The following is a 26,092-nucleotide window of genomic DNA, read 5'->3' as shown; positions in this document are numbered from 1 at the left end:
TATCTCATGCTCAAGAAAATTCCTTTTCCGGTTATCGCACTGGTCGTCTCCGTCTCGCCTAGTCTTGCTGAGGAGACGAAGGATGGCTTCAGCCTGACCGGCAGCGTCCGCCTGCGCTACGAAAGCATCGACGGGCAGGCCCGCGCGGGCTTCGACAGCAGCGACAGCCTGGCCAATATCCGCACGCAGATATTGGGCGAATATCGCACCGGGAATGTTCGATTCGGCGTGGAATTGTTCGACAGTCGTGCTTACGGAGCCGATCCCGGCACGCCGCTTTCGACCAATGAAGTGAATGCGCTGGAACCGGTGCAGGCGTATGTCGGCGCCGACTTCGATCGTCCGTTCGGGGCGGGCACGAAGCTATCGCTGCTCGCGGGTCGCATGACGCTGAACCTTGGCTCGCGCCGTCTGGTCGCGGCGGACGATTATCGCAACACCACCAACGGTTCTACCGGCCTGCGTGTCGACCTGACGGCCTCGAAGGATTTGAAGGGGACCTTCATCTACGTGCTGCCGCAGATGCGCCTGCCCGACGATCGGCAGGACTTGCGCGATCATAAGGTGAAGCTGGATCGGGAAAGCTTTGATCTGGTGCTCTGGGGCGGGCTGCTGTCGCGGGCGCGGCTAATCGGCCCTTTCATGGCGGAACTCAGCTATTTTCATCTGGGCGAGCGTGACGCGCCGGGGCGTCCGACCCGCGACCGGTCGCTCGACACCTATGGCGGCAGGGTGATCGCCGAGCCGCGTCCGGGCCACCTGGACTATGAGGTCGAATATTTCCACCAGACCGGCGAGGTCAGCGCCTCGCTCGCCGCAACTGCGCCGCGCCTGCCGGTCAGCGCGAACTTCCTTCACGCGGATGTCGGATATAGTTTCAGCGGCCCATGGAAGCCGCGCCTGTCGGCGGAGTTCGACTGGGCGAGCGGTGATCGGCCGGGCGGCCGCTTTGGCCGGTTCGACACGCTGTTCGGCATGCGCCGGGCGGACCTGGCCCCCGCCGGCCTCTACAATGCGGTGGCGCGCGCCAACATCATCACGCCGGGGATCCGGTTGGAGGCGACACCCGGCAAGCGGGTCGACTGGTTCGCCGTTTACCGCCCGATGTGGCTGGCCGCGAAGGAGGACAGCTTCTCCACGACTGGCGTTCGCGATGCATCGGGCCGCTCGGGCGACTTTGCCGGACATCAGATCGAAGCGCGGCTTCGCTATTGGCTGGTCCCTGCGCGGCTGCGGTTCGAATATGATGGGCTTTTATTGCTCAAGGGCCGCTTCCTGCGGGAGGCGCCGAATGCGCCGCCGAAGGACATGACCGTTTACAACAGCTTCAACTTGATCGCCAGCTTCTAGGCGGCCGGAACCTGCTGCGCCCTTGCCCAGGCGACGATCGCCTGTTGCGGCATCGCGCCCGACTGCCGCGCGATCTCGCGGCCTTTGAAGAAGAGGATCATCGTCGGGATCGAGCGGATGTCGTAGCGGCCCGCGATCATCTGTTCCGCCTCCGTGTCGACCTTGCCCAGGCGCATTGCGGGTTCAAGGTTGCGCGCCGCTGCGGAAAAGGCGGGCGACATTTGCCGGCATGGGCCACACCATGAAGCCCAGAAATCGACCAGCAGCGGCAAGTCGCTGCGGCTGGCATGGGCGTCGAAATTGGCGGAGGTCAACGTTACCGGTTCGCCCCCGAACAAGCCATGCCCGCACCGCCCGCACTTCCCGCCAGCGCTCAGCTTCTCGCGAGGCGCGCGGTTGGCGGCGGCGCAGTTCGGACAGATGACGATGACGGGGGCGCTTTGTGTCATGGCGATACCCTTTGCAGACCGACCTGACGATCCATAGTTAAATCCTGCCTCACCCTCTATGTTCCCCGCCTCTTCCCCGCGCCGATGTTCAGAAAATCTTTGCGATTGCGGTGCACTATGGCTGCACTGTCGGATTTTCTTACAGCGGCTGTAAGCTTCTCCGATACTCAGCCGTCCGGCCGGACGGCCGGCAGGATGCGCGCGACGAATGATCAGGTTGTTCAAACATTATGTGCCGCACGCCGTGCTGCTGCTGGAGCTGCTCGATTTCGCCCTGCTGCTCGGCGCGGCGGAAGGCGGCTGGCTGCTGCGCGCGCGGCAGATCGGCATGGATGTCGACCATGTCCTGACGCGCATTGGCCCGCTCGTCAGCTTCGCCGCCGCCATTCAGACGGCGATGGTGGCGGTCGGCGTCTATGGCCCCGAAGCGCTCCAGTCGATCCGCTTCGCCCTTGCCCGGCTGCTGGTGGCGATCTCGCTGGGCGTCATCTTCCTCTCGGTGATGCATTTTCTGCTGCCGCACATCACGCTTTGGCGCTCCAACAGCCTCTATGCGATGGGGCTGTCCATAGCGCTGCTGCTCACCATCCGACTGCTGCTGGGATCGATGCTGGGCGGCGAAGCCTTCAAGCGCAGGCTGGTGATCCTGGGCGCGGGCAATCGCGCGAACCGCATCCGCGAACTGGAGCAGCGTAAGGGCTCCGGCTTCCTCGTCGTCGGCTATATCGCGATGAACGACGGGCCGCAGGTGGTGGCCGAAGCCATCAATCGCAGCGCCATCTATAATCTCGCCGATTTCGTGGTGCGGCTGGCGGCCAGCGAGGTGGTGCTGGCGCTGGAGGAGCGGCGCAACGCGCTGCCGCTGTCTGACCTGTTGCGCATCAAGACGACCGGCGTCCATGTGAACGAGATTTCCACCTTCCTTGAGCGCGAGACGGGCCGCGTCGATCTGGACAGCGTCAACCCAAGCTGGCTGATCTTCTCCGACGGCTTCTCCGCCGGGCGCCGTGTATCGACCATTGCCAAGCGGCTGTTCGACATCATCGCCAGCGCCATCCTGCTGTTGCTGACCGGGCCGATCATCCTGCTCGCAGCGATCCTGGTGAAGCTCGACAGCAAAGGACCGGCCTTCTACCGGCAGCAGCGCGTCGGCCTTTACGGTGAGGAATTCTGGATCGTGAAGCTGCGCACGATGCGTCAGGACGCGGAAGTGTCGGGCCAGGCCGTCTGGGCGGAAAAGGACGATCCCCGCATCACCCGCCTGGGCTATTGGCTGCGCAAGCTGCGCATCGATGAACTGCCGCAGACCTGGACGGTGCTGAAGGGCGAGATGAGCTTCGTCGGCCCGCGTCCCGAACGCCGCCAGTTCGTCGAGGATCTGGAACAGCATCTGCGCTATTATGCCGAGCGCCACATGGTGAAGCCCGGCATCACCGGCTGGGCGCAGATCAACTATCCCTATGGCGCGTCGATCGAGGATGCCCGGCATAAGCTGGAATATGACCTCTACTATGCGAAGAATTACACGCCTTTCCTCGACCTGCTGATCCTGATCCAGACGCTGCGGGTCATCCTCTGGCCGGAAGGGGCGCGGTAGGGCAGGACGATGGGCGCTTTGCTGCAATTTGTCGGAGATTGGGGGCACGCCCTCGCCGCGATCCTGTTCGCGGCGCTCGGCATCCTGATCCTGCGCCGGCGCGCGGAAGGGATCGAGCAGCGCCTGCTCGCCGCGGCTTTGCTGCTGACATCCTGCTGGTCGCTCTATGTCTCTTTCGGCGGCGTGGACAAGTCCCTGACCGGCATCGGTGAGAATATCCGCAACGCAGCGTGGCTGCTGCTGCTGTTCGTCATGCTGCGAAGGGGAGTCAGCGGCCAGCGGGCGCCGATGGCGGGCATCGCGATGGTCTATGCCGTAGTGGCGGGGCTGATCGCGCTCCAGACCTTCACCGACCTCATCTGGCACGAACTGCCGGTGACGAGCGACCTGCACCGCGCGCTCTTCAGCGCTTCGATCATCCTGCACATGATGACCGCGATCGGCAGCCTGATGCTGGTGCATCACCTCTATATCAGCTGGCCGGCGCGGGAACGGGGCGGGGTCGCGCTGTTGCTCGGCGCGCTGGCGGCGATGTGGACTTACGACCTCAGCCTTTACGCGATCGGCTATTTCGCGATCGGACGAGCGAACGAGCTGTATGCGCTGCGCGGGGCGATGATGGCCTTGCTGGCGCCGGTCATCGCGGTAGGCCTGCGACGCGACATGGCCGGAAGGCTGCAGCTGTCGCGCGCGCTGACATTCCAGTCGCTCTCCTTCGTGGCGATCGCGCTTTACGTCGTGCTCCTGGCGGTGGCGGCGGTGCTCATCGAGTTGATCGCCGGGCCCTATGCGCGCGTCATGGAGATCGGCTTCGTCTTCTTCCTGGCGGTGAGCGCGCTCGTCATCCTGCCCTCACAGCGCATCCGCGCTTTCTGGAAGGTGCAGGTCGCCAAGCATTTCTTCCAGCATCGCTACGATTATCGCACCGAATGGATGCGCTTTGGCGATACGATCGGCCGGTCGGGCGACAATGTCCTGCCGCTCAGCGAGCGCGTGGCGAAGGCGGTTGCGGACATCACCGATTCACCCGCTGCGCTGCTGATGCTGCGGGCCGACGATGGCGCGTTGACGTTCGAGGCGGCGTGGAACTGGCCTGATGAAGGACAGGGGACGGCCACGATCCCGGCGCCGCTGGCCGCGCTGATCGAGCGGAGCGGCTGGATACTCGGTATCGACCATCCGCCATCAGGCGCGGGCGAACTGATCGCGCCCGGCTGGATGCGGCATGACCCCCGCGCCTGGGCGCTGGTGCCGCTCATTCATTTCGGCCGCCTGATCGGTGCGATCCTGCTCGCCCGTCCGCCCCTCGACCGCCGACTGGACTGGGAGGATTTCGACATGCTGCGTGCCGCCGGCCGGCAGGCTGCAAGTTACCTGGCCGAGGCGCAGGGGCAGCAGGCGCTGGACGATGCGCAGCGTTTCGACGAGTTCAACCGCCGCTTCGCCTTCATCATGCACGACGTCAAAAATCTGGTGAGCCAGTTGTCGCTGCTCGCCCGCAATGCCGAGCGGCACGCCGACAATCCGGAATTTCGCGCCGACATGCTGCTGACCTTGAAAGAGTCGGTGGGCAAGATGAACGACATGCTCGCCCGCCTGTCGCAGCATAACAAGGGGCGGGCGCAGGAGCCACGGCCGCTGGCGCTGCGCGACATCGCGGATCAGGTCGCGCGTTCGCGCTCGCGCCAGCATCCGGTGCGGGTCAGCGGTGAAGCGCCCCTTGCGCTCGCGGACCCTGCGCGGGTGGAGCAAATCCTCGTCCATCTGCTCCAGAATGCCATCGACGCGAGTGCGCCCGATAGCCCCGTCGAACTGCGCCTGTCGAGCGATGCAGGCTCTGCGCTGCTCGACGTGATTGATCAGGGGCGCGGAATGAGCGCCGAATTCATCCGCCGCGATTTGTTCAAGCCCTTCTCGTCCAGCAAGGCCAATGGCTTTGGCATCGGTGCGTTCGAGGCGCGGGCGCTGGCGCAATCGATGGGCGGCCGGATCGAAGTGGAGAGCCGGCTGGGGCAGGGGAGCCGTTTCACGCTGCGCCTGCCATTGGCGCAGGGGGAAATGGACCGGGGGAAGGCCGCCTGATGAGTGACATGCGACCCAAATTGCTGATCGTGGAGGATGATCCCGGCCTGCAACGGCAACTGCGCTGGGCCTATGACGAATATCAGCTGTTCATCGCCGGCGATCGCGAGGAGGCGATCGAGATGCTGCGAAGCGAAGCGCCGGATGTGGTGACACTCGACCTGGGGCTTCCGCCCGATCCGGACGGCACCAGCGAAGGCTTTGCGACACTCGCCGACATATTGCGGATCAAGCCAGACACCAAGGTCATCGTCGCTTCGGGGCATGGCGCGCGCGAAAGCGCGCTCAGTGCGATCTCGGGCGGCGCATATGATTTCTACCAGAAGCCGGTTGATATCGACGAACTCGGGCTGATCGTGCGGCGCGCATTTCACGTCCACGCCCTGGAACGGGAAAATGCCCGCCTCGCCGAAACCGCGCCGGAAAGCGCGCGCGTGCTGGGCCGCATCATCACGGGCGCGCCTGAAATGATGAAGGTCGCGCGGACGATCGAGAAGGTCGCGGGCGCGCAGGTGTCGGTGATGCTGCTCGGCGCGAGCGGCACGGGCAAGGAATTGCTGGCGCAGGGGCTGCATGATGCCAGCCCGCGGCGGGAGGGGGCGTTTGTCGCGATCAACTGCGCCGCCATTCCCGAAACGCTCTTGGAGGCCGAATTGTTCGGCCATGAGAAGGGAGCCTTTACCGGGGCGATCAAGACGACGCCGGGCAAGATCGAAATGGCTGAGGGCGGCACCCTGTTTCTCGACGAGGTGGGCGACATCCCGCTCGCCTTGCAGGTGAAGCTGCTGCGTTTCCTTCAGGAACGCGTGATCGAGCGGGTAGGCGGGCGGCAGCCGATCGCCGTCGATACTCGGATCGTCTGCGCCACGCACCAGAATCTGGAGGAGATGATCGCGGCCGGCACCTTCCGCGAGGATCTTTATTACCGCCTGGCCGAGATCGTGGTGCGGATACCGGCGCTGAAGGATCGCCCGGGCGACCCGGCGCTGCTGGCGCGCCATTTCCTCAACCGCTTCGCCGGTGAGATGAACCCGCAGGTCAAGGGATTGGCGCCCGACGCGCTCGCCGCGCTCGACGCATGGCCCTGGCCCGGCAATGTGCGCGAACTGGAAAACCGGATGAAACGCGCCGTCATCATGGCGGAGGGCAAGCATGTCACGGCGGCCGATCTCGATCTGGACGGAGAGCGGCTCGAAGGGGGCGAAGCGGTGAACCTCAAGGCCGCGCGCGAGCTCGCGGACCGCCGCGCCATCCGCCGCGCGATTGCGCGGACCGATGGCAATATTTCCGGCGCCGCCAAGATGCTGGGGATCAGCCGGCCGACGCTCTACGATCTGCTGAAACAATATCGCATGCAGAATTGAGCATTTGAGAGGCGCCAGCCGGCTCGGAGTGGCGTCCTAAACCTTCTGCGTGTCCAGATCTTCGATCCTGATGCCGAGGCGCCGGATCTGCTCGGCCACAGGCGGCCAGACGGTGGTCAGGAAGCGGGCGCGCTCGGTTTCGCGCAGGCGGCGGGCCGCGCCATGAGCGACGAACATGCCGACGCCGCGTTTAACGACGACCAGCCCATCATCCTGGAAAGTCTGATAGGCCTTGGCGACGGTGAGCGGATTGGCCCCCTGCTGACTGGCAAGCGCTCGCACCGATGGCAGCAGGTCGCCGTCCTGATATACGCCATCCAGTATCGATGCTGCTATGATCTCGCGGATGCGCAGATAGACGGGCTTCGAGTCTTCAGCCATGGTGCATCAGTGGCATAATACAGCCACTCAGGTCAAGCCATGGATATCACTTGACGCTACGGCAGGCAGGCAATCAGCTGTCCCAGACCGACACTATGCTGTCATAGGCGGGGCGGGGACGTTCCTCCTGCGGCCGGCCGGGCGTGCCGATGAAGATGAACCCGGCGATCCGCTCCTGTCCCTTGGAGAATGCGGCGCGGACATCTTCATTATAGGCCGGCCAGCCCGTCAGCCATCCGCCCGCGAAGCCCAGCGCGTGGCTGGCATGCAGCAGGTTCATGATGGCGGCGCCAGCCGACAACTCCTGCTCCCAAAGCGGTATCTTGCTGCCGATCACCGGAGCGGACAGCGCCACCACCAATGTCGGCGCCTGGTGCGCGAACTGCTGCATCGACTCCAGTTCAAGCCGGCCAGCGTCGGGCTTTTCCTTGCGGTATGCCGCGTCGAGCAGCGCGGCGAAATCCTGCCGCCGCTCCTGTGGCACGATCACGAAGCGCCACGGCGCGATCTTGCCATGATCCGGCGTCCGCAGCGCGATCTGCAGCATCTCCCGCAGCTGATCATCGTCCGGACCGGGCGCGATCAGGTCGCGTGGCTTACCGGAGCGGCGGGTCTGGAGGAGGGAGAGAGGTGTGCTGCGGTCGTTGAACATGGCGCTCCAGATGGCCTGCCCGGCGGCCGCACGCAAGGGCGAAGCGGCTTTGACAGCCGCACGATCCGGGCACTAGGCTGCGATTTATAGCCAAGATTGCAACAAGGGAAGCGGATGGCGACTTCAGTTCCGGCGGCGGATCGCGATGGCAAGACCTGGATCGGCCACCCGCGCGGCCTGTTTTTGCTCTTCTTTGTCGAGATGTGGGAGCGCTTTTCCTTCTACGGGATGCGGGCGCTGCTGATCTTCTATCTGACGCAGCATTTCCTCTTCACCGATCGCGATGCCGCGCATGCTTATGGCGCCTATATGTCGCTGATCTATATCTCGCCGCTGATGGGCGGCTATCTCGCCGACCGCTATCTCGGGCAGCGCAAGGCCGTGCTGTTCGGCGGGATCGTGATCGCCATCGGCCACCTCATATTGGGGATGGAGAGCGACGATGCGGGCGCCATGGGGCTTGGCCTCTTCTGGCTGGGGCTGGCGACGGTCATCACCGGCACCGGCTTTTTGAAGGCCAGCGTCTCGGCGCTGGTGGGCCAGCTTTACCCGCGCGACGATATGCGGCGCGACCCGGCCTATACGATCTTCTACATGGGCATCAATGTCGGCGCGACCATTGGCCCCATCATCTGCGGCTATCTCGGCCAACGATGGGGCTGGCATTGGGGATTCGGCGCCGCGTCGGTCGGAATGGTCGCAGGCGTCATCGGCTTCATCTTCTGCAAGCCGCTGCTTCAGGGCCGGGGAGAGCCGGTCGATCCGGAGCGGCTGGCGCAGCGGGTGGGCGGCCTTATCAGCCGCGAATGGCTTGTCTATCTGTCCAGCCTCGGCGCCATCATGCTGTGCTGGTTCCTGATTCAGCAGCATGTCGTGGTCGGCTGGCTGCTGGCGGGGGCGAGCATCCTTGTGGTGGTCTATATCCTGTGGGAAGCCTTTGGCCGCATGGAACCGATAGGCCGCGATCGGATGCTCGCGGCGCTGTTCCTGCTGGTCATGAACCCGATCTTCTGGGGCCTCTATGAACAGACCGGATCGTCGCTGAGCCTCTTTACAGACCGTTATGCCAACAGGACTATCGCCGGGTTCAATGTGCCCGCCTCGATGTTCCAGTCGGTGAACGCCGCCTATATCCTGATGTTCGGCCCGGTCATGGCGGCGCTGTGGATCGGACTGGCGAAGCGCGGCCGGGAGCCTTCGACGCCGGCCAAATTTGGCATGGCGCTGGCGCTGGTCGGCGCGGGATTCCTCGTCCTGGTCGCCGGGGCGACAGCCGGTGCGCCGGGCACGCTGACGCCGATCCTGTTCATCTTTCTCCTCTATCTCTGTCACACGCTGGGCGAATTATGCCTGTCGCCGGTCGGGCTGTCGGCCATGTCGAAGCTGGCTCCATCGCGCATGATCGGGCTGATGATGGGCATCTGGTTCCTGGCTATGGCGCTGGGCGAATATGTCGCCGGGCTGATCGCGGCGGCGACCGGCAGCGAAGGCGGGCAGGCGTCGCGGGAGAGCATGCTGGCGGTCTACAGCCAGATCGGCTGGATCTCCGTCGCCGCCGGCGCTGCGGTCATGGCGCTCGCCCCCTTCGTCAAAAGGCTGATGCATGAGGGGCAGGCAGAGCCCGCCACATCGCAGAAGCGCGACCTGGATGTCTGAGCCAAGTCCTACTCCGTCGCGCCCCACACATCATTGGCGCGGATGAAGCCGCGCTGCCCGCCGACGTCGAAGGCGCACCAGCCCTTGCTGCAAGAGGCAAGGCGGCCGACGACGCCCTTTTCCGCGCGATAGACGGCGCGGGCGTCCTCGCTGGGGGCACCCCGCATCGGCGCGATCTGCGAGGTGACGATGGCGGTGGGCGTATCGCTCAGCAGCCGCACATGCATCCACCCTTGCGTCCCGGTCGAGTCCTCGACCTTTCGCCACAGGCCCAGAACCTGCACCACCTTCACCGGCAGGTCGCGGCGCCGATAGACCCAGTTGGAGGGGTAATCCAGGCTGGGACCGACGCGCATCCGCGCCTCCTCCTGCGCCAGGGAAGCCCAATAGGGAACCTGCTTGGCCGGGGCCCCCGATGCGCTGCCGCTCGCGCAAAGCGCCGCGATCAATCCCGCGCCCAGCAGACTGCCCTTCATTCCAATCTCTTCCCTCTTAAGCCGTTGGCGCGACCATAGCCGGGGGATAAGCGCTTGACCATCGCCTCCGCGCGGAATAGCGGCCGGATATGGCCATGAAACCGCGCCCCGCCAAGCCGCGCGTCATCGTTACGCGCCGACTGCCTCCCAATGTGGAAATGCGCATGGCGGAGCTGTTCGACACGGTGTTCAACGTGGGCGACGTGCCGATGGATCGGGCTGCGCTGACCCGGGCGATGGCTCAGTGCGATGTGCTGGTTCCCTCCGTCAGCGACCATCTCGACGCCGCGCTGATCGAAGCTGCGCCGGAGCGGCTGCAACTGATCGCCAGCTTCGGCAGCGGCGTGGACCATATCGACCTTGGCGCCGCGCGGAAGAAGGGCATCATCGTCACCAACACCCCCGGCGTGCTGACCGAGGATACCGCCGACATGACAATGGCGCTGATCCTGTCGGTGCCGCGCCGCCTGGCGGAAGGTGAGAAGCTGGTGCGGGCCGGTGCCTGGACCGGCTGGAGCCCTTCGGGAATGCTGGGCCACCGCATCGGCGGCAAGAAGCTCGGCATCATCGGCATGGGCCGGATCGGCCGGGCGGTGGCACGGCGGGCAGCGGCGTTCGGGCTTTCCATCGCCTATCATAACCGCCACCGCCTGCCGTTCGAGGTGGAGCAGGAATTGCAGGCTAACTGGCATGCCGACCTCGACTCGCTGTTGGCCGAAAGCGACATCGTCTCGATCAACTGTCCGCTGAATGCCGACAGCCGGGGCATGATCGATGGGCGGCGCATCGCGCTGATGCGGCCGGACGCCTATCTGATCAACACGTCGCGGGCGGAGATCACCGATGAGGCCGCGCTGATCGCCGCTCTGGCGGAGGGCCGGATCGCCGGCGCCGGGCTGGACGTCTACACGCATGAGCCGGCGATCGATCCGCGCCTGCTGGACCTCTCCAATGTCGTGCTGCTGCCGCACATGGGCTCTGCAACCTTCGAGGGACGCGACGCGACCGGCGCGCGCGTGATCGCCAATATTCGCAGCTGGGCCGACGGGCACAGGCCGCCCAATCAGGTGCTTGAGGGCTGGGTCTGACCCTTTGGCTCAGCATCCGTCAGGCTAGCGGATCGAGCGTGCCGAGCATCGCAACCAGGCCGAGGATCAAGACCGCCAGCATTGTCTCCAGAATGAGGGACAGGCGCAAATGACCCAGCGCGGCGCGGGTTTCGCCTGAGCGCAAAGCGCCCTCCAGCCGTGGCGTCAGGCGCCAGCGATTGGCGGCGGCAAGCAGCAGCATGCCGCCGAACAGGACCAGCTTGGCAAAAAGGAGCCAGCCGTAAAGACTGTGTAGCAAGGCAGGCAGATTGCTCCAGCCGACGATCATCACCGCATTGAACGCGCCCGTCACGATGAGCGTGGCTACGAAGATCGTACCGAATAGGGAGAAGCGATGTAGCAGCGTGGCCGCCTGATCCAGACGGCCCCCGCGCGCGAGGACGGAGTGCAGCAGGACCAGAAGCGCTCCGAACCATCCGGCCGCTGCCAGCACATGAAGCGCGTCGCCGATGCGGTGCATGCTGCCCGCTGCCCCTTCGCTGGCGGCCGCGTGACCCGACCAGGCAAGGGTTGCCGCGGCGATGCAGGCAGGCAAAGCGAGTGCGGCGCTCCACCCGGATCCGCGCCATAACAGCAGCGGAAAGACCAGCAGCAGCGCGGCGCAACGCAAAGCCAGCACCATGCCGACAGGCGTCTCCTTCAGCAGGATGTCGACGATGCTCAAGTCCGGCGCAAAGATCGGAGTGCCAGCCATGCCGGCGGCGCTGGCGAGCAGCCATAGCCCCGACAGGACAATGCCGCCCACCGCCAGCACCGCCATCGCCGCCCTGCGCGCGCCGCTAGGGGCCGCGCCGTGGCTCCACCAGAAAAGGGGGAGGCCCGCGAGCGCGGCAAGGTCGGCATAGAGCGCGAAGCGGAGGGCGATCAGCGCTCCGTCGATGGGCATTATTTCACCGTGAAGCTGTATTTGCCCGCGATCTTGTGCTGGTCGGCGCCGACGATGTGCCAGTTGAGGTCATAGCTGCCGGCGGGCAGGGCGCGGGGCAGGGTGACGACCATGGTCTTGCCGTCGCCCTCGACGGCGGTCTTGAAGCCCTTGATCGGCATCGGCGCGTGGTCGGCCATGCCGGGCATTCCCGTCATGGTAAGTTCGACGCCGCTCAAGGGCGCCAGCAGCTTTTCGGAGAAGCTCAAGCTGAGCTTGGTCGGCTTGGCAACGGTCGCGTTGGCGGCGGGCGTCGAGGACAGCAGCTTCGGATGCGCCATCGCAACGGAGGGCAGGGCGGCGAGCGCGACGGCGGCGGTAAGCAGGATGCGACGCATGGAGATACTCCAGTAAGGTTGCGGTTAGGGCAGAGTACGCAGCGATCGTCCCGACCCCTCGCCGCGCGGCCCTAAATTTTGCATGAGGGGTTGGGATGGGCCCGTGCGTATGCTGAGGTGACGATAGGGAGTCTGGGTGATGAGCGATCTCGATCAGTTGCTGGGGCAAGTGCGCGCCATGCCTGTGGACGCGCGGCTGGAGGGCATAGAGGCTGCGGTGATGGCCGGCGTCGAGACGCGGCGCGAGCGTGCGGTGGCGCGGCGTAGCCTGGCTCTCGCCGGCATAGTCGCAATCAGCATTGGCTGGGTCGGCAGCGTCGTGCCCGGGGCGCCCGCGCAGGCGGCCTCTCCGCCGCTGGTGCTCGGCATGTCGGATTATGCGCCTTCGCGGTTGCTGGGCCAATAAAGTGAGGGGGGTGGGGCGATATCTGCTGGTGGCGCTGGTCGCCTTTGCCGCAGCGCTTGCGGCGGTGCTGGTGGCGCGAACCTGGATGTCGCCCGAACCTCAAGTGGAGAGCGAGGTTCATGCACTTATCCACAAGAAGCTGAAGCTTGACGCGAAGCAGGAAGCGCGCATCCACGCTCTGGAGGGTGCGTTCGCGCAGCGCCGGCAAGCGATGGAGGCGGAGATGCGCGCTGACAATGCGCGCCTGGCGCAGGCCATCGCCGCCGAGCATGGCTATGGCCCGAAGGTCGGCGAAGCGGTCGACAGGTCGCATCATGTCATGGGCATGCTGCAGAAGGAGACGCTGAAGCATATCTTCGCGATGCGCGCGGTGCTGCGTCCCGATCAGGCCGCGCAGTTCGACGCTGCCGTCGTCAAGGCCTTGACCGAACCCGGCCAGACTGCACGGTAACAGTGAGCCTGCCGCTCACCGAACGCAGCGATTCCGATCTGGTCGGCCTGGCGCTGGCCGGCCGGCAAAGCGCTTATGGCGAGCTGATGCGGCGGCATCGCGATCCGGTGTTCCGCATCGCGCGCGGGCAGACGGGGGACCCGACCGAGGCGCTCGACGTGACGCAGGAAACGTTCGTGTCGGCCTTCGCCGCGCTGGAGCGTTATGACCGGGTCAGGCCCTTCCGCCTGTGGATCGCGCGGATCGCGATCAACAAATGTCATGACTGGGCGCGGCGACGGGCGGTGCGGCGTTTCTTCACCTTCGCGCGGCCGATCGAGGAGGCGGATGTCGTTCCCGACCTGGCGCAAACGCCGGAGGAGGCGGCGCATTCGTACGCGGAACTGTCGCGGATCAATATGGCGATCGCGGCGCTGCCGGCGAACCTCAAGGATGTGTTGACGCTGCGGGCACTTGAGGGGCTGTCGCAGGCCGAGGCGGCACAGATTTTGGGCATCGGTGAGAAGGCGGTCGAGACGCGGCTCTACCGCGCGCGGCAGAAATTGAGCGAGATGCTGAGGGATTGAGGATGGGGGTGCGTATCGGGAGAAAGAACGATCCTGAGAGGATGACCAACCCTTCGGTTCTCGTCACCCCGGACTTGGTCCGGGGTCCCGCTTCAGGCTCTCGATAAGAGAAAGCGGGATCCCGGCTCAAGGCCGGGATGACGGATTTACGATCCTACAGTCTAGCCAGTCCGTCGCCCTTTATCATCAGAGCCCATCCCCATGCCCACTTCCTCCTCCATCGACCGCCGCAGCCTGATCCGTGGAACCGCCGGGCTTGGCGCGCTCGCCCTGGTTCGCGCTTTCCCCGCATGGGCGCAGAGCGGCTCGGCGGGGCTCACCCCGGCGCCGGGCGTCCTCAGCGGCGAGCAGATCGCGCTGACCGTTGGTGAGAGCCACTTCCAGACCGGCGGCCGATCGGCGCATGCCATCACGATCAACGGCACGCTGCCCGCGCCGCTTATCCGGCTGAAGGAGGGGCAGAATGTTCGTCTGTCCGTCACCAACAGCCTCAAGGAAGACACGTCGATCCACTGGCACGGCCTGATCGTGCCGTTTCAGATGGACGGTGTGCCCGGCATAAGCTTCCCCGGCATCCGGCCGGGCGAGACTTTCACCTATGAATTCCCAATCCGCCAGTCGGGCACCTATTGGTATCACAGCCATTCGGGCATGCAGGAGGCGATGGGTCATTACGGGCCGATCGTCATCGATCCCGCCGGCGCCGACCCTGTGCAGGCGACCCGCGAGCATGTGATCATCCTTTCCGACTGGAGTCCGGTGCATCCTCATGTGCTGTTGAAGCGGCTGAAACAGTCGGGCGGTTATTATAACATGCAGCGGCAGACGCTGGCGGGGCTTTTGGCGGGCAAGGACCAGAGCGCGAAAGAGCGTCTGGAGTGGGGCGCCATGCGGATGGACCCGACGGATATCTCCGACGTCACTGGCTCCACCTACAGCTTCCTCGTCAACGGCCACGGCACGGCGGAGAATTGGACGGGCCTCTTCACGCTGGGTGAGCGCGTGCGGCTGCGCATCATCAACGCGTCGGCGATGACCAACTTCAACGTGCGCGTGCCGGGGCTCGCCATGACGGTCGTGCAGTGCGACGGCCAGCATGTGCAGCCGGTCGAAACGGACGAGTTCCAGATCGGCATCGCCGAAACCTATGACGTGGTGGTGCAGCCCGTGGAGGCGAAAGCCTATGGCCTGATTGCCGAGGCGATCGACCGTTCGGGATTGGTCCGCGCGACTTTGGCGCCGCGCATCGGCATGGCGGCGGAGGTGCCTGCGTTGCGGGAGCGGCCGCTGCTCGGCATGAAGGACATGGGCATGGATATGTCCGGCATGGACATGGGGCAGGGGGGTGTCATCGACCTCAGCCAGCCCGCCAATGAGAGCATGGCGGGCCATTCGATGAAGATGCTCGACCCGTCCGTCGCGCCGCAGGTGAAGATGGGGCCGGGCGTGGCGACGCTCTCACCCATGCCTGCGGACCGGACGGCGGACCGGCCGACCGGGCTGGAAAATGTCGAGCATCGGGTGCTGACCTATGCCGACCTGAAGTCGCTGGAGCCGTTCAAGGATACACGTACGCCGAGCCGGACGCTGGACATCCACCTGACCGCGAACATGGAGCGCTATATGTGGTCGTTCGACGGGGTGAAGCTGTCGGACGGGGCCGAACCGATCGCCTTCCGCCATATGGAGCGGGTGCGCGTCAACCTGATCAACGACACGATGATGCCGCATCCGATCCACATCCACGGCCATTTCTTCCAGCTGGTCACCGGCAAGGGAGAGCATGACCCTGTCAAGCATACGGTCAATGTGCTGCCGGGGGGCAAGGTGAGTTTCGACATCACCGCCGACGCGCTGGGCGACTGGGCTTTCCACTGCCACATGCTGATGCACATGCATGCCGGGATGATGCGCGTCGTCACGGTGCGGCATGAGGGAGAGGCGGCATGAGGATGCTGGCTCCCGCAGCCGCGCTGCTGCTGGCCTCCGTCGCCGGGCCGGGGTTGGCGCAGAAAATGGATCATAGCCAGATGGACCATGGCTCCATGGCGATGCCGCAGGAGGAAGATCATTCCGCGCATGAAGCTCCCGCGCAGGAGAATTCGGCCGCCGACAATGCTCATGCTGGTCATTCCATGCCCGCGAGCGACGATGGCATCCCCAAGGGTGTTGCGCCCGCGCCGCCGAAGGATCATGCTGCCGAGGCTTATTACAGCCCGGCCGAAATGGCCCGATCCCGCGCGGCCATGCTGAAGGAGAATGGCGGCATGACCTTCTCCCAGCTGATGCTCGACCGGCTGGAATATCGCCTAGGCAAGGGCGCGGACGGCTATCATTGGGAGGGCGAAGGCTGGATCGGCGGCGACATCAATCGCCTCGCCTTCAAGACCGAAGGCGAGGGCGAGATCGGCGGCCCGCTGGAGAGCGCGGAGGTGCAGGCGCTCTACAGCCGGGCGATCGACCCGTGGTTTAATCTGGAAGCGGGTGTGCGGCACGACATCCGGCCCGATCCGCAGCGCAGCTATGCGGTGATCGGAATCGAGGGGCTGGCACCCTATTGGTTCGAGGTCGGCGCGCAGGCGTTCCTCTCGACCAAGGGCGACGCACATCTGCGCCTGGAGGGCAGCTATGACCAGCGCCTCACCCAGCGGCTGATCCTGCAACCGGCGGCGGAAGTGAACATAGCCGCGCAGGACGTGCCGGAACTGGGGATCGGTTCGGGGCTGTCCGACATAGAGCTGGGCTTGCGGCTGCGCTATGAATTCGCCCGCGAATTTGCCCCCTATCTGGGGGTGAACTGGGAGCGCAAACTGGGTGACAGCGCTCGCTATGCGAGGGCGCACGGGGATCGCGCATCTGTGACCAGCTTCGTCATGGGCGTGCGCTTCTGGTTTTAATTTGCCCTCTCCATTGAAGTGCCTTGAGCATGGAAGCGCATCAGCATGATCTGCCGCTGCTTTGTGACAACTTGTCATGATCGGCGGCGCGGCGCATATGCTTCGCGCTTATGCGCTGCTGATCGCGGCTAATCTGATCCCCGATAGAATAAGCAACGGATCAGGGTAGATCGTGCGCCACGCCTTCCTCCTTTCCTTTCTTGGCAGTTGCGCTCTGGCCGGCGCGGCGCCGGCGATGGCGCAGGAAGCTGCCGAAGAGGACAAGGCTGCGCTGAGCGGCGGCTTCGACTTTATCGAGCTGCGCGCCGGGGAGGGCGACGAAATATTCCTGTGGGACGGCAGCTTCTCCTATGGGGACAGCACGGATCAGATCATGCTGATGGTCGAAGGCGGCGGTGCGGCGCAATCGGATCGACGATGTGCAGGCGCGACTGCTCTACGGCCGGTCGATCAGCGACAATGTCGTGCTGCTGGTAGGCGTACGGCATGATTTTCAGCCGCATCCGCATGACAGCTATGCCATGGCCGGCGTGCAGGGATCGATCGGATCACGCGTGAGCTGGGAAGGCTATGCGTTCCTGTCCGACGACGGCCGACTGACCGGAGACGCACAGGTCGTCTACCAGCTGCCGGTTTCTCAGCAGGTCTATATCGAACCGCGCGCTGCGATAGCATGGTCGGCCCAGCGGGTGGAGGCGGATGGCGTAGGCTCCGGTTTTACCGATGCGGAGGCTTCGGTACGGCTGCGCTTCCGCCTCAACGACAAGATCAACGCCTTTGTCGGCGTCGCGCATGAGCGGTTGCTGGGCGACAGCCGGGACCTTGCGCGTGGGCAGGGGGAGACACTGCAATCAACGATGGCGGTGGCAGGCTTCGGCTTCAGCCTTTAGCCAGATGCTGCTCTACCAGGGCGACGTGCAAACGGATGCCCAGCGCCAGAACATCATCGTTGAAATCGTAATGCGGGTTGTGCAGCGGCACCGACCCTTCGGGCTTGGCCTGACCCAGCCAGATATAGGCGCCCTTGCACGCTTGCAGCATGAAGGCGAAATCTTCCGACGTGAAGGCGGGCTCGGGCGCGAGCTGCGCCGTGCCGACCGTCGCGGCGGCGGACAGGGCCTCCTGCGCCGCTTCTGCGTCATTGATGGTCGCCGGATAGTAGCGCTGATAATCGACGCTCGCCGTCACCTCGTTGGCGAGCGCGACGCCCGCCGCAATCTGGCGGATAGACGCTTCGATCCGGTCCTGCACCGTGGGACCGAAGGTGCGGACGGTGCCACTGACTTTTACCTCGGCCGGGATGACATTGTGGGTGTGACCGCCATGGACCTGGGTAATCGACAGCACGGCCGAGGCGGTCGGCGCGATCCGGCGGCCGATGATGCTGTTAAGCTGCTGGACGAGGCTTGCGGCGGCCAGGATCGCGTCGGGCGTATCCTGCGGGATGGCGGCATGGCCGCCGCGCCCTTCCAGTATGATCTCGAACTTGTCCGCAGCGCCCATGATCGGGCCGGGCCGGGTGGCGATCGTGCCGGCGGGCAGATCCGGCCAATTGTGGAGGCCGAAGACCCGGTCGCAGGGGAAGCGGTCGAACAGCCCCTCCTTCACCATCTCCCTCGCGCCGCCCTGGCCCTCCTCGGCTGGCTGGAAGAAGAAATTGACCGTGCCATCGAAATTGCGGCTGCGGGTCAGATGCTGCGCCGCGCCCAGCAGCATCGCGACATGGCCGTCATGGCCGCAGCCGTGGAAGGTGCCGTCGGTCCGGCTGGCATAGGGCAGGTTGGTCTGTTCATGGATCGGCAGCGCGTCCATGTCGGCGCGCAGGCCGATGCTGCGTCCCGACGTGCCGTTCCTCAGCACCGCTACGACGCCGGTCCGCCCGATCCCCTCATGTACCTCCAGCCCCAGCGCGCGCAGTTGCTCCGCGATGCGGCCGGCCGTGCGATGCTCGCAAAAGCCGAGTTCGGGATGCTGGTGGATGTCGCGGCGAAAGGCGATCAGGGGCTCGAGCAGGTCGTCGATCATTTTTGCTCACCGAACAGATGCTGGATCGGATAATGATGCTTTATGAACGGTGATTTGATCACGACATAGCTGAAATATTTTTCGATGCCGTAATCGCTTTCCAGCATCCCTTCGACAATCGACTGATAATGCGCGACGCCGCGCGTCACGAATTTCAGCAGATAATCATATCCGCCGCTGACCAGGTGGCATTCGACGATCTCGTCGAGCTTGCGGATGCGGGTTTCGAAGCGCGAGAAATCTCCCGCCCGATGTTCGGTCAGCGTGACTTCGGTGAAGACGGTCAGGAATTCGCCCAGCTTGTGCAGGTTGATATGCGCGCCATAGCCGGTGATATAGCCCGCCTTCTCCAGCCGCTTGACCCGTGTTAGGCAGGGGCTGGGCGACAGACCCACGGCGTCGGCCAGCTCGACATTGGTGACGCGGCCGGATTGCTGAAGCTGCGTCAGGATCTTGAGGTCGATCCGATCCAGTCTTGGGCCACCCAACATATGTTTTGCTCCCCCGTTTATTATCCCACCACCGCGCGAATATCCGCTTCTTCGAGCAGGTCGTCCAGCGTTCTGCGGATGCGCGCGAAAATCGCGTCCATCTCCTCGTCCGACGCGCAAAGCGCGGGAGCAAGGCCGATGATATTGTCGGGAAAGGAGCGGAAGATGACGCCGTTGCGATAGCCTTGCGCGAACAGCCGGTCCGGGATCTTGAGGGCCGGGTCCAGCCGTTCCTTGCTGCCCTTGTCCGCCACCAGTTCGATCGCGCCGAGCAGTCCACGCCCGCGCGTGTCGCCGACCAACGGGTGATCGGCGATGGCATCCAGCCCTGCCGCGAACCGCTTGCCGACGCTCAGCCCATTGGCGAGGATGCCGCCATCGGTATAGAGGCGCAGCACCTCCAGGCCCACGGCCGCGCTCACCGGGTGCCCCGAATAGGTCATGCCGTGGCCGATGGCGAATTCAGGGGCGGCGCCCTCCGCAATGCCCTGATAGACTTTGTCCGACATCAGGACTGCGCCCATCGGCGCGTAACCGGACGTGAGACCCTTGGCGAGGGTCATGAGGTCAGGCGACACTGCCTCTTCCTCGCAGGCGAACAGCGGACCGGTGCGCCCGAAGCCGGTAATAACCTCATCCGCGACGAACAATATGTCGAGTTCGGTGCAGGCCTCGCGCAGGGCCTTGAGCCAGCCCTTGGGCGGCACGATGACGCCCCCCGAACCCTGGATCGGCTCGCAGAAGAAGGCGGCGACATTGTCCGCCCCCAGTTCCGCCACCTTATCCTTCAACTGCTGGACGGAGCGGGCGATGATCGCCGCATCGTCGGCCAGGTCGCTGCGATAGGGGTAGGGCGACGGTATATGATGCTGCCACGCATGGGGCAGGTCGAACAGGCGATGGAAGTTGCCCAGCGCGGTCAGGCCGGCACCGGTCGTGCTGGAGCCATGATAGCCCCGATCGAGCGCGATGAACTGCTTCTTCGAGGGGCGGCCGATCGCGTTATAATAATGGACGATGTAGCGGATGGCGGAGTCCACCGCATCGGATCCGCCCAACGTGAAATAAACATGTTCAAGGCCTTCCGGGCTGAGGTCGACCAGTTTTTGCGCGAGCCGCACCGCGGGTTCCGAACCGAAGTGGAAATAGCCTGTCGCATAGGGCAGTTGGCGCATTTGCGCGGCGGCGGCATCGACGACGCTATCCTGACCATAGCCCACATTGACGCACCAAAGCCCGGCAAAGGCATCGAGCAGCCGGTTCCCGTCCATGTCGGTCAGCCACATGCCCTTGCCGCTTTGCAGCAGCGTCGCGCCGCGCGCCTCATGACCGCGAAACGAGGTGACGGGATGGATCAGGTGATCGCGGTCGATGTCGATCAGGGACCGGTTGGGAGTCAGCGTCATCAGGAAACTCGCGGTGTTGTTTACAGGGAGGAGACTATCCCTCGCACGCGGCCGGATGCGCCAATTTGGAGAGGGTGATGGAAGGCTCGCGGCTTTTTGATGAAGTAGAGCGGCATTTTCTGCTGTGTGTTGAGAGGGGTGGGTGGTTTGCCGACATCTCTCAATGCGTCACCCCGGACTTGATCCAGGGTCCCGCTTTCTTTCGCTGGGCGTCCAGCTTCAGGCAGCGGGACCCCGGGTCAGGCCCGGGGTGACGATGGAGGGGTATCCAGGATATCAGGAAAGAGCCTCGGCGACCGCCTTGCCGCACTGCTCCGTATTCGCCTTGCCCTTCAGGTCGCCGGTGCGCAGGCCGGGGTCGGCCAGCACTGTCTCCACCGCCCGCATGATCGCGGCGGCAGCGTCCGCCTCGCCCAGATGCTCCAGCATCATGGCTGCCGACCAGATCTGTCCAACCGGGTTGGCGATCCCCAAGCCGGCAATGTCGGGGGCCGATCCGTGCACCGGTTCAAACAGCGAAGGTGCGGTGCGATCCGGGTTGATGTTGCCCGAAGGCGCGACCCCGATCGTGCCGGTGCAGGCAGGGCCAAGGTCTGACAGGATATCGCCAAACAGGTTGGACGCTACCACGATGTCGAAACGATCGGGGTTCAGCACGAACTGCGCTGTCAAAATGTCGATATGATATTTGTCGTGGGTGACGGTCGGGTAATTTTTCGCCATCTCCTCCACCCGCTCATCCCACCACGGCATGGTGATGGCGATACCGTTTGACTTGGTGGCGGACGTGACATGCTTGCGGTCGCGCGTCGTGGCCAGCTCGAAGGCATAGCGCAGCACGCGGTCGGTGCCGTGGCGGGTCATCACCGTTTCCTGGATCACGACCTCACGCGGGGTGCCGGGGAACATCTTGCCGCCCACCGAGCTATATTCCCCTTCGGTATTCTCGCGCACCACCCAGAAATCGATGTCGCCCGGCTCGCGGCCGGCGAGCGGGCAGGGCACGCCCGGCATCAGCCGCACCGGACGCAGGTTCACATATTGGTCGTACTCCCGCCGGAACTGGAGCAGCGATCCCCACAGAGAGACATGATCGGGCACGGTGTCGGGCCAGCCCACTGCGCCGAAGAAGATCGCATCGGGGTTGCCGATCTGGGCCTTCCAGTCTTCGGGCATCATCTGGCCATGCCTGGCATAATAGTCGCAGCAGGCGAACTCGTGCCACTTCTGCTCGATCGTAAAGCCGTAGAGGCTGGCGGCCCGTTCAAGGATGCGGATGCCCTCGGGCATGACTTCCTTGCCGATGCCGTCGCCGGGGATGACGGAGATGCTGTAGTTGCGCGCCATGATTGCCCTTCCTGCACGTGAATTGAGCGAATATGCTCCTGCGAAGGCACTCGAACGAGGCGAGTGGCTCGTGAGAGCCCACGTCAGACGGAGCCGCCGTCAGATCAGAGCTTCAGCCCGCCGATATGAAACGCCTTCGTCTCCAGATATTCCTCGATCCCCAGGTGCGCCCCTTCGCGGCCGAGCCCCGACATCTTGACCCCGCCGAAGGGTGCCATTTCCATCGAGATGCCGCCCGTATTGAGCGCGACCATGCCCGCCTCCAGTCGCTCCCCCACGCGAAAGGCGCGATGGAGATTTTCGGTGTAGAAATAGCTGGCAAGGCCATAGCTGGTGGCGTTGGCGAGCTCGATGCCTTCCTCTTCATGGGTAAAGCGGAACAGCGGCGCGACCGGGCCGAACGTTTCTTCCTCGGCCAGCCGCATCTCGCGCGTGGCGCCGGTCAGGATGACCGGGGTGGCGAAACGCTCCCCGATTGCACCTTCGGGGGCACGGGCGAATAGTTTCGCGCCGTGGGAGAGGGCGTCCTCGACATGGTTCTTCACCTTATCGACCGCAGCCGCGTTGATGAGTGGGCCGATGCTGCTCCCCGGCTGGTCGCCCGGCGCGACTTTAAGCGCGGATACCGCCTTCGCCAGCTTCTCGGCGAACTGGTCGTAGACGCCGTCCTGTACCAATATGCGGTTAGCGCAGACGCAGGTTTGGCCGGCGTTGCGGAACTTGCTTGCCATGGTGCTGGCGACGGCGAGGTCGAGGTCAGCGTCGTCGAATACGATCAGCGGCGCATTGCCCCCCAGCTCCAGGCTCAGCCGCTTGATCGTGTCGGCCGATTGGCGCATCAGCAGCGCGCCGACGCGCGTGGAGCCGGTGAAGGATAGCTTGCGCACGACCGGGCTGCCGGTCATCACGCCGCCGATCGCCGCGGCGTCGCCTGTCAGCATGTTGATGGCGCCCGCCGGGAAGCCAGCTTCCTCCGCCAGCTTCATCAGCGCCAGCGCGGTATAGGGGGTGAGTTCCGACGGCTTGATGACCACCGGGCAACCCGCCGCCAGGGCAGGCGCGCATTTGCGGGTGATCATCGCCGCCGGGAAGTTCCACGGCGTGATGGCGGCCGAGACGCCGACCGGCTCCTTCATGATGAGGATGCGGTGGTTGGCCTCGGGTGCGGGGATGATACCGCCGTCGACCCGGCGGGCTTCCTCGGCGAACCATTTGATGAAGCTGGCGGCGTAGCGGATTTCGCCTTCGGACTCCGCGATCGGCTTGCCCTGCTCCGCCGTCATGATGCGGGCGAGGTCGGCGATACTGTCCAGCACCAACGCGTTCCAACGCTCGAGCAACGCCGCGCGTTCGGCGGCGGTCCTGGCCCGCCAGGCCGGCCAGGCAGCCTCCGCCGCAGCGATGGCGGCCTGCGTGTCGGCCTCCCGGCAGTCGGGGACGGTGCCGATGATCGCGCCGGTCGCGGGGTTGTCCACCGGCAGGGTCGCGCCGGCCTGCGCGCCGACCCACTCACCGCCGATATAGGCGCGTTCGATCAGCAGCGAGGGGTTGTTGAGGGCTAGTGTCATCCGAGGGCCTGTGTCGTGAGGGAGAAGGTCTTGACCGATGCCTTGGCGTCGATCGGCTTGCCGCGCACCATCCGCATGACGCGGCCGACACAAGGCAGGCCGAGTTCATCCAGCCAGTTCGACAGGCCGCTTTCCTCCGGCACGTCAAGCCGGCAGAACATGCCGCTGTTCGATCCGAGCCAGTGGGAGATCAACGCCTTCGCCCCGCCCGTATCCGGTGCGATGGTGGGACCCACGACATAGCCGCGCCCGAAGCGGCGGAAGAGAGCGAAGCCCACCGGCTCGTTGCTGCGGGTGAGCACCACGCCCTGCGCGCCGGGAACCAGCGCCTCCAGCAGCGCGTCGCGGTTCATTCCGGTCGCTTGCCGTGCGAGGTCGCAGAGCACCTCCATGTCCTTGGCACCCAAGGGGCGGACGCGTTCGTCGGGGATAAGCTCCGCGATCGGCACGGCGAAGGCCGCGCCCTGATGCTGAAACACCGGCCCCGCCGGCTCGAAGCCCAGCTTGCGGTAGAGTGGCGCCCCTTCGTCGGTCGCGTTCAGCAGGACCGTGCGGTCGCCAAGCTCGTCCAGCACCGCGTCCATCAGGCGGCGGCCGATGCCCATGCCCTGCGCGCGCGGAGAAACGATGACCATGCCCAGGGTTGCGGCGTCATCGCCATAGAGCCATGCCATGGCGGTGCCGATGATCTCGCCGTCCCGCTCCGCCACATAGCCGAAGCCGAGTTGCAGGAGCAGGTCCCAATCCTCAATCCGATGAGGCCATTTCTGTTCGTGGGAAAGGTCGTGGGCGGCGGTCAAGTCATCCGCGGTCATGCGCCGCAGGTCCACCATCGCCTCTATGCCTGTCGCCATCCGTCTTGCTCCTCGGCGGAAAGGGAACCCGCCCTTGGTCATGAATCAGTGAGGGGACATTAAGGGCGGACTACAAGCATTGGCTGCTGCCTTCGCTGCTTTTTTGGAAGATTATCGCGCAGCCTTTCCGGCGCAACTGCGACAAATGCCGCGGCGCTCACCTATTTTAAGCGGCAGGCGCGCAACAGGAGATCATGCCGTGGATGCTTTCAATCCTGACCTCATCAGCCTTGGCAACGTCCATAATTTCATCGGCGGGCGGCGAGTCCAGGGCCGGGGCGCCGGCATAGTCGTGCGCCGTCCATCGGACGGACGGGTGCAGGCGGAATTGGACTGCGTCGATGCCGGGCAGCTGGCCGAGGCGGTGGAGGACGGGCAGGCCGCCTACAAGAAAAGCGGCTGGGCTCAGACCGATCCGCGCGGGCGCATGAAGGTGCTGCGCCGCTGGGCCGACCTGATCGAGGCGGATGCGGAGGCGCTGGCGCCGCTGGAGGCGCTGGGATCGACGCGGACGATCAATGAGATCAACGCCTGGGACCTTAGCTATACCGCCGAGACGATCCGCTTCTTCGCCGAATGGGCGGACAAGGTCGGCGGCGAGGTGGCGGCGACCACGCCGGACAAGCTCGGCCTCACCATCACGGAGCCCTATGGCGTGGTGGCGGCGATCGCGCCATGGAACCTGCCCCTCGTCATGGCGGGCTGGAAGATCGCGCCGGCGATTGCGGCGGGGAACAGCGTCGTGCTGAAACCATCCGAGATGACGCCGTTCAGCATCGTGCGACTGGCTGAACTGGCGGTCGAGGCAGGACTGCCTGCAGGCGTCTTCAACGTCGTGCAGGGCGACGGGCGTTCCGTCGGCGATCCGCTGGTGCGGCGGCCGGAAGTGGCGAAGGTCACCTTCACCGGCTCCACCCGCACGGGCGCGGCGATCATGGCGGCGTGTGCCGAAACAGGCCCGAAGCCGGTGACGCTCGAACTGGGAGGCAAGAGCCCGCAGATTGTCTTTGCCGATGCTGGCCTCGACAAGGCGGCGGCGCTGGTGGCCCGGGCGATCACGCTCAACGCCGGGCAGGTCTGCGTCGCGGGATCGCGGCTGCTGGTGCAGGAGAAGATCGCCGATCAGGTGATCGATCGCATCCTCGCCGCCTTCAAGGCGCACAAGGCCGGTCCGACGTGGCGCACCGATACGACGCTCGGCCCGATCATTTCCGAAGGGCAACTCGACCGCATGGACGGCATCGTGCAGCGCGCGATTGCCGAGGGCGCGGAGGTGCTGGCGGGCGGCGCCCGCGCGACCGCGCCGCAGGAGGGCAGCTATTACGCGCCGACCTTGCTCGCCAATGCCGATCAGAAGAGTGAAGTCGTGCAGGGCGAGATTTTCGGGCCGGTGCTGACGGTCCAGACCTTCGCCGATGAGGAGGAGGCTTATGCGCTCGCCAACGACAGCGATTATGGGCTGGCGGCGGGGGTGCATACCGGCGATGTCGCGCGGGCTCTCAGGGCCACGCGTTCGCTGGAGGCGGGGACCGTGTGGGTTAACCGCTACGGGCGGAGCAATGATTTCATCCTGCCGACCGGCGGCTACAAGCAGTCCGGCATCGGCAAGGATCTGGGGCGCGAGGCCTATATGGCGAACCTCAAGACCAAGACCGCGCTGATTGAGTTTTAGCCAACCTCGTCATTCCCGCTTTCGCGGGAA

Annotated in this window: 26 protein-coding genes; 14 read left to right on the top strand and 12 right to left on the bottom strand. The window is 65.0% G+C overall.

Features of this window, described 5'->3' with window-relative positions:
• Positions 1 to 6: 6 nt before the first annotated feature.
• Entirely contained in the window at positions 7 to 1,350 is a 1,344-nt protein-coding gene (locus L858_RS0106290; RefSeq protein ID WP_081643314.1) for an alginate export family protein, read from the top strand.
• On the opposite strand, the gene trxC is transcribed toward L858_RS0106290, so the two are convergent.
• Positions 1,347 to 1,799: a thioredoxin TrxC gene (gene trxC / locus L858_RS0106285; RefSeq protein WP_022682300.1), complete on the bottom strand. Its 453-nt coding sequence runs from the start codon at positions 1,797 to 1,799 to the stop codon at positions 1,347 to 1,349. The two genes, L858_RS0106290 and trxC, sit on opposite strands and share 4 nt — an antisense overlap.
• Before the next feature lie 208 nt (positions 1,800 to 2,007).
• Here trxC and L858_RS0106280 point away from each other — a divergent pair, with 208 nt between their 5' ends.
• From L858_RS0106280 to prsR, 3 genes are read left to right on the top strand one after another with little or no spacing between them, the layout of a single operon-like run.
• The gene (locus L858_RS0106280; protein WP_022682299.1) at positions 2,008 to 3,396 is read left to right on the top strand and encodes a TIGR03013 family XrtA/PEP-CTERM system glycosyltransferase; all 1,389 of its coding nucleotides are present in this window, start codon (positions 2,008 to 2,010) and stop codon (positions 3,394 to 3,396) included.
• 9 nt (positions 3,397 to 3,405) lie between these two features.
• Positions 3,406 to 5,478, top strand: coding sequence for an XrtA/PEP-CTERM system histidine kinase PrsK (gene prsK, locus L858_RS0106275; protein WP_022682298.1), 2,073 nt, complete (start codon positions 3,406 to 3,408; stop codon positions 5,476 to 5,478).
• Positions 5,478 to 6,842, top strand: coding sequence for a PEP-CTERM-box response regulator transcription factor (gene prsR / locus L858_RS0106270; RefSeq protein ID WP_022682297.1), 1,365 nt, complete (start codon positions 5,478 to 5,480; stop codon positions 6,840 to 6,842). The genes prsK and prsR overlap by 1 nt, the downstream gene beginning before the upstream one ends.
• A gap of 36 nt (positions 6,843 to 6,878) precedes the next feature.
• On the opposite strand, the gene L858_RS0106265 is transcribed toward prsR, so the two are convergent.
• Together L858_RS0106265 and L858_RS0106260 are read right to left on the bottom strand one after the other, a co-directional pair.
• Positions 6,879 to 7,223 carry a GntR family transcriptional regulator gene (locus L858_RS0106265; protein WP_022682296.1) on the bottom strand — a complete coding sequence of 115 codons (345 nt, stop codon included), beginning with the start codon at positions 7,221 to 7,223 and terminating at the stop codon, positions 6,879 to 6,881.
• Between the two features lie 73 nt (positions 7,224 to 7,296).
• Positions 7,297 to 7,875 carry a nitroreductase family protein gene (locus L858_RS0106260; RefSeq protein WP_028055868.1) on the bottom strand — a complete coding sequence of 193 codons (579 nt, stop codon included), beginning with the start codon at positions 7,873 to 7,875 and terminating at the stop codon, positions 7,297 to 7,299.
• Positions 7,876 to 7,989: 114 nt separating this feature from the next.
• Here L858_RS0106260 and L858_RS0106255 point away from each other — a divergent pair, with 114 nt between their 5' ends.
• Positions 7,990 to 9,531, top strand: a complete 1,542-nt coding sequence (locus L858_RS0106255; protein ID WP_022682294.1) for a peptide MFS transporter — start codon at positions 7,990 to 7,992, stop codon at positions 9,529 to 9,531.
• An 8-nt stretch (positions 9,532 to 9,539) separates the two neighbouring features.
• Here L858_RS0106255 and L858_RS0106250 read toward each other — a convergent pair whose 3' ends face one another.
• Positions 9,540 to 10,007: an SH3 domain-containing protein gene (locus tag L858_RS0106250; RefSeq protein ID WP_022682293.1), complete on the bottom strand. Its 468-nt coding sequence runs from the start codon at positions 10,005 to 10,007 to the stop codon at positions 9,540 to 9,542.
• A gap of 89 nt (positions 10,008 to 10,096) precedes the next feature.
• Here L858_RS0106250 and L858_RS0106245 point away from each other — a divergent pair, with 89 nt between their 5' ends.
• Complete coding sequence (locus L858_RS0106245; protein ID WP_022682292.1) at positions 10,097 to 11,095, top strand: 2-hydroxyacid dehydrogenase; 999 nt, start codon at positions 10,097 to 10,099, stop codon at positions 11,093 to 11,095.
• A 19-nt stretch (positions 11,096 to 11,114) separates the two neighbouring features.
• Here L858_RS0106245 and copD read toward each other — a convergent pair whose 3' ends face one another.
• Together copD and copC are read right to left on the bottom strand one after the other, a co-directional pair.
• Positions 11,115 to 12,002: a copper homeostasis membrane protein CopD gene (gene copD / locus L858_RS0106240; RefSeq protein WP_022682291.1), complete on the bottom strand. Its 888-nt coding sequence runs from the start codon at positions 12,000 to 12,002 to the stop codon at positions 11,115 to 11,117.
• Positions 12,002 to 12,379 carry a copper homeostasis periplasmic binding protein CopC gene (copC, locus tag L858_RS0106235; protein ID WP_022682290.1) on the bottom strand — a complete coding sequence of 126 codons (378 nt, stop codon included), beginning with the start codon at positions 12,377 to 12,379 and terminating at the stop codon, positions 12,002 to 12,004. The genes copD and copC overlap by 1 nt, the downstream gene beginning before the upstream one ends.
• Before the next feature lie 139 nt (positions 12,380 to 12,518).
• On the opposite strand from copC, the gene L858_RS0106230 reads away from it, so the two are divergent.
• The 7 genes from L858_RS0106230 (at position 12,519) to L858_RS0106195 (ending at position 17,589) form a co-directional block, all read left to right on the top strand.
• A complete protein-coding gene (locus L858_RS0106230) occupies positions 12,519 to 12,785 on the top strand; it encodes a hypothetical protein (RefSeq protein ID WP_022682289.1) in 267 nt (88 codons plus the stop codon).
• A gap of 10 nt (positions 12,786 to 12,795) precedes the next feature.
• Positions 12,796 to 13,236: a periplasmic heavy metal sensor gene (locus L858_RS0106225; RefSeq protein WP_022682288.1), complete on the top strand. Its 441-nt coding sequence runs from the start codon at positions 12,796 to 12,798 to the stop codon at positions 13,234 to 13,236.
• Positions 13,237 to 13,238: 2 nt separating this feature from the next.
• A complete protein-coding gene (locus L858_RS0106220) occupies positions 13,239 to 13,802 on the top strand; it encodes an RNA polymerase sigma factor (protein WP_022682287.1) in 564 nt (187 codons plus the stop codon).
• A 201-nt stretch (positions 13,803 to 14,003) separates the two neighbouring features.
• Positions 14,004 to 15,752 (top strand): copper resistance system multicopper oxidase, encoded by a 1,749-nt coding sequence (locus tag L858_RS0106215; RefSeq protein ID WP_022682286.1) that lies wholly within the window; start codon positions 14,004 to 14,006, stop codon positions 15,750 to 15,752.
• Positions 15,749 to 16,699 (top strand): copper resistance protein B, encoded by a 951-nt coding sequence (locus L858_RS0106210; protein WP_022682285.1) that lies wholly within the window; start codon positions 15,749 to 15,751, stop codon positions 16,697 to 16,699. The genes L858_RS0106215 and L858_RS0106210 overlap by 4 nt, the downstream gene beginning before the upstream one ends.
• Positions 16,700 to 16,871: 172 nt before the next feature.
• The gene (locus L858_RS21935; RefSeq protein ID WP_193742849.1) at positions 16,872 to 17,189 is read left to right on the top strand and encodes a hypothetical protein; all 318 of its coding nucleotides are present in this window, start codon (positions 16,872 to 16,874) and stop codon (positions 17,187 to 17,189) included.
• A complete protein-coding gene (locus L858_RS0106195; RefSeq protein WP_081643305.1) occupies positions 17,095 to 17,589 on the top strand; it encodes a copper resistance protein B in 495 nt (164 codons plus the stop codon). The genes L858_RS21935 and L858_RS0106195 overlap by 95 nt, the downstream gene beginning before the upstream one ends.
• On the opposite strand, the gene L858_RS0106190 is transcribed toward L858_RS0106195, so the two are convergent.
• From L858_RS0106190 to L858_RS0106165, 6 genes are all read right to left on the bottom strand, one after another.
• Complete coding sequence (locus tag L858_RS0106190; protein WP_022682281.1) at positions 17,579 to 18,724, bottom strand: M20 aminoacylase family protein; 1,146 nt, start codon at positions 18,722 to 18,724, stop codon at positions 17,579 to 17,581. The two genes, L858_RS0106195 and L858_RS0106190, sit on opposite strands and share 11 nt — an antisense overlap.
• Entirely contained in the window at positions 18,721 to 19,215 is a 495-nt protein-coding gene (locus L858_RS0106185; RefSeq protein WP_022682280.1) for an Lrp/AsnC family transcriptional regulator, read from the bottom strand. The genes L858_RS0106190 and L858_RS0106185 overlap by 4 nt, the downstream gene beginning before the upstream one ends.
• Positions 19,216 to 19,235: 20 nt before the next feature.
• Positions 19,236 to 20,621 (bottom strand): aspartate aminotransferase family protein, encoded by a 1,386-nt coding sequence (locus tag L858_RS0106180; protein WP_022682279.1) that lies wholly within the window; start codon positions 20,619 to 20,621, stop codon positions 19,236 to 19,238.
• A gap of 276 nt (positions 20,622 to 20,897) precedes the next feature.
• Positions 20,898 to 21,968 carry a tartrate dehydrogenase gene (locus L858_RS0106175; protein WP_022682278.1) on the bottom strand — a complete coding sequence of 357 codons (1,071 nt, stop codon included), beginning with the start codon at positions 21,966 to 21,968 and terminating at the stop codon, positions 20,898 to 20,900.
• Positions 21,969 to 22,072: 104 nt separating this feature from the next.
• Entirely contained in the window at positions 22,073 to 23,536 is a 1,464-nt protein-coding gene (locus L858_RS0106170) for an NAD-dependent succinate-semialdehyde dehydrogenase (protein WP_022682277.1), read from the bottom strand.
• Entirely contained in the window at positions 23,533 to 24,390 is an 858-nt protein-coding gene (locus tag L858_RS0106165; protein WP_022682276.1) for a GNAT family N-acetyltransferase, read from the bottom strand. The genes L858_RS0106170 and L858_RS0106165 overlap by 4 nt, the downstream gene beginning before the upstream one ends.
• Before the next feature lie 199 nt (positions 24,391 to 24,589).
• On the opposite strand from L858_RS0106165, the gene L858_RS0106160 reads away from it, so the two are divergent.
• Positions 24,590 to 26,062: an aldehyde dehydrogenase family protein gene (locus L858_RS0106160; RefSeq protein WP_022682275.1), complete on the top strand. Its 1,473-nt coding sequence runs from the start codon at positions 24,590 to 24,592 to the stop codon at positions 26,060 to 26,062.
• Positions 26,063 to 26,092: the final 30 nt, after the last annotated feature.

Source organism: Sphingobium bisphenolivorans (assembly GCF_000412635.1).
Classification (GTDB): Bacteria; Pseudomonadota; Alphaproteobacteria; order Sphingomonadales; family Sphingomonadaceae; genus Sphingobium; species Sphingobium bisphenolivorans.
Note: the sequence above shows the minus strand (reverse complement) of the source record. Positions and strands in the feature narration are given on the sequence as shown.